Raw genomic sequence first — 3,768 nt, 5'->3', positions numbered from 1 at the left:
ATGGCCAAGAAGGCGGTCGACAGCGGCCTTGACAAGGACGCCGACTTCCAGCGCCGCATGGCTTTCCTGCAGGCGCGCGCGCTGCATGGCGAGGTCGTCGAGAAGGAAGTGGTCGACAAGGTCACGGACGCCGAAGTCCGCGCCCGCTACGACCAGGAGATCGCCAACACGCCGCCAGTCAACGAAGTGCATGCGCGTCACATCCTCGTGAAGACGAAGGAAGAGGCCGAGGCGATCATCAAGCAGCTCGACGGCGGCGCCGACTTCCAGAAGCTCGCCAACGAACACACCAACGACCCCTCGGGCAAAACCAGTGGCGGCGATCTCGGCTGGTTCGGACCGGGCCAGATGGTGCCGGAATTCGACAAGGCGGCCTTCGCGCTCGACGTCGGCAAGTACACCAAGGAGCCGGTGCAGACGCAGTTCGGCTGGCACGTCATCAAGCTCGAGGACAAGCGCGCCAAGCAGCCGCCGGCCTTCGACGACGTCAAGGACCAGGCCAAGCAGGCGGTAATCCGCGACAAGTATTTCGCCATGGTGAAGGACCTGCGCGCCGCCGCCAAGGTCGAGATCTCGGACGAGAAGCTCAAGAAGGACGTCGACACGCTGGAAGCGGGCAAGTAATCCGCTGTCGGCCTGATTATCCTGAAAAGGGCGCCATGCGGCGCCCTTTGCTTTTGGCTCAGGCGGTCAGTATCCCCCGCGTGATGTAGCCAACGGCCGCGCGGATCGCCGCCACGTCCTCGTCGAGCCGTCCGGTCAGCAGATGCCGCCAGGCGTAGGACGCAATCAGATCGGCGACGATCCCGGCATCGACATCGGCCGCCACCTCGCCCCGCGCCTTGGCGCGCTCGATGATCCGGCCGGTATGGCTGCGGCGTTCCTTCGAATACTCGGCAAGCACGGCCGCGGCTGCCTCGTCCGACTGCGCCTCCGCGATCAGCGAGCTGTAGATGTTGCCCGACGGGGTGTCGCGCCAATGGGCGAAGAGATTTTCGAGAAAGCCGGCCAGGTCGTCCTCGACGTTTCCGGTGTCGGGTGTCTCGACATGCTTCTGCCTCTGGTAGATCTCGATCAGCAGCGCCGCCTTGCTTGGCCACCAGCGATAGATGGTCGGCTTTCCCGCCCGCGCCCGCCGGGCGACGGCCTCGATCGAAAAGCCGGCGTAGCCCGCCTCGCGCAGCACGGCTTCGGCCGCCTCGATGATGGCATCGGCGCTCTCTGGATTGCGTTTCGCGCCGATCGACTTGCGCCCGCGAGCGGCGGCTTCGCCCATCGATGTCTTCCTTAGCCGGTGAATCTGTCGTCGATCATATTGGCTTCGCGGGCGAAACAAAACGACCCGTTTCAGACTGCGAGCCCTTCGGCCAGGGCGATCAGGCGCGGCCAGAACGCCCTTGCGCCGGGACCCGCTATCGGGCAAACCGGCCTTCCTTTCGCTTCATTGCCGTTCCGGGGTTCCGATGTCCGCTACGATCTCGCCGCTCGCACCGAAGAAATATCCCAAGATGCCGGTCATCGAGGGTGTGCGCATCGCGACGGCCGAAGCGGGCATCAAATACCGGAATAGAACCGACCTCCTCGCCATGGTCTTCGATCCGGGCACGGCTGTCGCCGGCGTGTTCACCAGGTCGAAATGCCCGTCGGCGCCGGTCGACTTCTGCCGCCAGAACCTGCCTGCCGGCAAGGCGCGCGTGCTGGTGGTCAATTCCGGCAATGCCAACGCCTTCACCGGCAAGAAGGGCAAGATCTCGACCGCGCTGACCGGCGAGGCGGCGGCGAAGGCCGCCGGATGTTCCGAGAGCGAGGTGTTCCTGGCCTCGACCGGGGTCATCGGCGAGCCGCTCGACACCACCAAATTCAGCCATCTGCTCGCCGGCCTGGTCAAGGACGGAAAGCCCGATCTGTGGACCGAGGCGGCAAAGGCCATCATGACCACCGACACCTATCCGAAGGTGGCGACGGCGACTGTCAAGCTCGGCGATGTCGACGTCACCATCAACGGCATCGCCAAGGGCGCCGGCATGATCGCGCCCGACATGGCGACGATGCTTTCCTTCATCGCCACCGACGCGCCGATCGCGGCGCCCGTGCTGCAGGACCTGTTGTCGCGCGGCACGGCCAAGACCTTCAACGCGGTAACCGTCGACAGCGACACCTCGACCAGCGACACGCTGCTCATCTTCGCCACCGGCAAGGCGGCTGCCCGCGGCGCGCCGGCGATCAGCGATGCCAAGGACGCGCGGCTCGGCGCGTTCCGTCAGGCGCTCGGCAAGGTGCTGAAGTCGCTGGCGCTGCAAGTGGTGCGCGACGGCGAGGGCGCACACAAGCAGGTCGAGGTCACGGTGACCGGCGCCAAATCGGCGCGTTCGGCCAAGCGCATCGCGCTTTCGATCGCCAATTCGCCGCTGGTCAAGACGGCCGTCGCCGGCGAGGACGCCAATTGGGGCCGCGTCGTCATGGCCGTCGGCAAGGCCGGCGAGCCGGCCGACCGCGACCGGCTGTCGATCTGGTTCGGCGACAATCGCCTGGCGCATGAGGGCGAGCGCGATCCGGCCTATTCGGAGGAAGCGACGTCTGCCTATATGAAACGCGACGACATCCGCATCCGCGCCGATATCGGCATCGGCCGCGGCAAGGCGACGGTGTGGACCTGCGACCTCACCAAGGAATATGTCGCCATCAACGGCGACTACCGGAGCTGATGGCGCCGGTGTCCAGGCATCCGGCAAGCGTGCTGGCGGTCGTGCGCCGCTACGAGGCGGCGGGCTTTCGCGCCTGGCCGGCGGCGGCCGTCCATTATGACGGGACTTGGGTGGTGCGGCTGACCGCCGGGCATCCGGCCAAGCGCCTGAACTCGGTCAATCCGCTCGATCCGGGCGACACGTACGCCATCGAGGAGCGCATCGGCCGCGCCGCGCGCCGCTTCGATGCCTATGGCAGGCCGCTGACCTTTCGCATGTCGCCGCTGTCGGGACAGGTGCTGTCCACGCATCTCGACAAGGCCGGCTGGAACAGGTTCGACGAATCCATGGTCATGCGGCTGCCGCTCAAGGACCTCGAGCTCGGCGCGGCCATGGACCAGATACCGCTCAAGGACATCAGCCGTTTCATCGGCGCGTCGCTGAGGACCAGCGGCTCGGACGCCTCGCTGCGGCCCGGCCTGTCGGAGGTCATCGGCGCCATTCAGCCCGAAGCCGGGCTGTTCGCGCTGGAGGACGGCAATGAGCCGCTGGCGACGCTGATCTGCGTCCATGATGGCGACCTTGCCGGCCTGTTCGAGGTCGCCACCGAAAAATCGGCGCGCAAACAGGGCCATGGCCGCAATCTCATCCTGTCGGCGCTGAAATGGGCGCGGCTGCGCGGCGCGCGCGAGGCCTGGCTGCAGGTCGAGGCCGGCAATCTACCGGCGCTCTCGCTCTATCGGTCGCTCGGCTTCGAGGAAGTCTACCGCTACCACTATCGACGGCCGCCGGGCGCATGAGCGAGGTGAAGCCAGCCGGAAAGCGCCTGCTGCTGGTCGCCGCCTGCGCGCTGGTCGATGCCGACCGGCGCGTGCTTCTGGCGCAGCGCCCGGAGGGCAAGCAGCTTGCCGGCCTGTGGGAGTTTCCTGGCGGCAAGGTCGAGCCCGGCGAGACGCCTGAGGAGTGCCTGGTCCGCGAGCTGCATGAGGAACTCGGCATCGAGACCGAAATTCCGTGCCTGGCGCCGCTCACCTTCGCCAGCCATTCCTATGACGATTTCCATCTGCTGATGCCGCTTTATGTC

General features: G+C 66.5%; 5 protein-coding genes. 4 read left to right on the top strand and 1 reads right to left on the bottom strand.

What is annotated here, in order from left to right:
* The coding region (locus EOA27_RS26865; protein WP_127257678.1) for a peptidylprolyl isomerase at positions 1-624 on the top strand (624 nt) is incomplete at its 5' end.
* A 58-nt stretch (positions 625-682) separates the two neighbouring features.
* Here the strand turns inward: EOA27_RS26865 and EOA27_RS26860 are convergent.
* Entirely contained in the window at positions 683-1,276 is a 594-nt protein-coding gene (locus EOA27_RS26860; RefSeq protein WP_126081073.1) for a TetR/AcrR family transcriptional regulator, read from the bottom strand.
* A 187-nt stretch (positions 1,277-1,463) separates the two neighbouring features.
* Here EOA27_RS26860 and argJ point away from each other — a divergent pair, with 187 nt between their 5' ends.
* The 3 genes from argJ to EOA27_RS26845 all read left to right on the top strand — a co-directional run.
* Positions 1,464-2,705 carry a bifunctional glutamate N-acetyltransferase/amino-acid acetyltransferase ArgJ gene (gene argJ, locus EOA27_RS26855; RefSeq protein WP_127257676.1) on the top strand — a complete coding sequence of 414 codons (1,242 nt, stop codon included), beginning with the start codon at positions 1,464-1,466 and terminating at the stop codon, positions 2,703-2,705.
* Complete coding sequence (locus EOA27_RS26850; protein ID WP_189343062.1) at positions 2,705-3,484, top strand: GNAT family N-acetyltransferase; 780 nt, start codon at positions 2,705-2,707, stop codon at positions 3,482-3,484. Before argJ ends, EOA27_RS26850 begins: the two co-directional genes overlap by 1 nt.
* Positions 3,481-3,768 (top strand): (deoxy)nucleoside triphosphate pyrophosphohydrolase (locus EOA27_RS26845; RefSeq protein WP_145970551.1); only part of this gene is annotated, 288 nt, incomplete at its 3' end. The genes EOA27_RS26850 and EOA27_RS26845, both read left to right, overlap by 4 nt.

Source organism: Mesorhizobium sp. M2A.F.Ca.ET.037.01.1.1, assembly GCF_003998075.1.
Lineage (GTDB): Bacteria > Pseudomonadota > Alphaproteobacteria > Rhizobiales > Rhizobiaceae > Mesorhizobium.
This window is presented reverse-complemented; position numbering and strand designations above follow the sequence as displayed.

Bases quoted from the DNA above. Each gene is read 5' to 3' on its own strand.
- argJ (WP_127257676.1), top strand. From the start codon at position 1,464: ATGTCCGCTACGATCTCGCCGCTCGCACCGAAGAAATATCCCAAGATG.
- EOA27_RS26850 (WP_189343062.1), top strand. From the start codon at position 2,705: ATGGCGCCGGTGTCCAGGCATCCGGCAAGCGTGCTGGCGGTCGTGCGC.
- EOA27_RS26860 (WP_126081073.1), bottom strand. From the start codon at position 1,276: ATGGGCGAAGCCGCCGCTCGCGGGCGCAAGTCGATCGGCGCGAAACGC.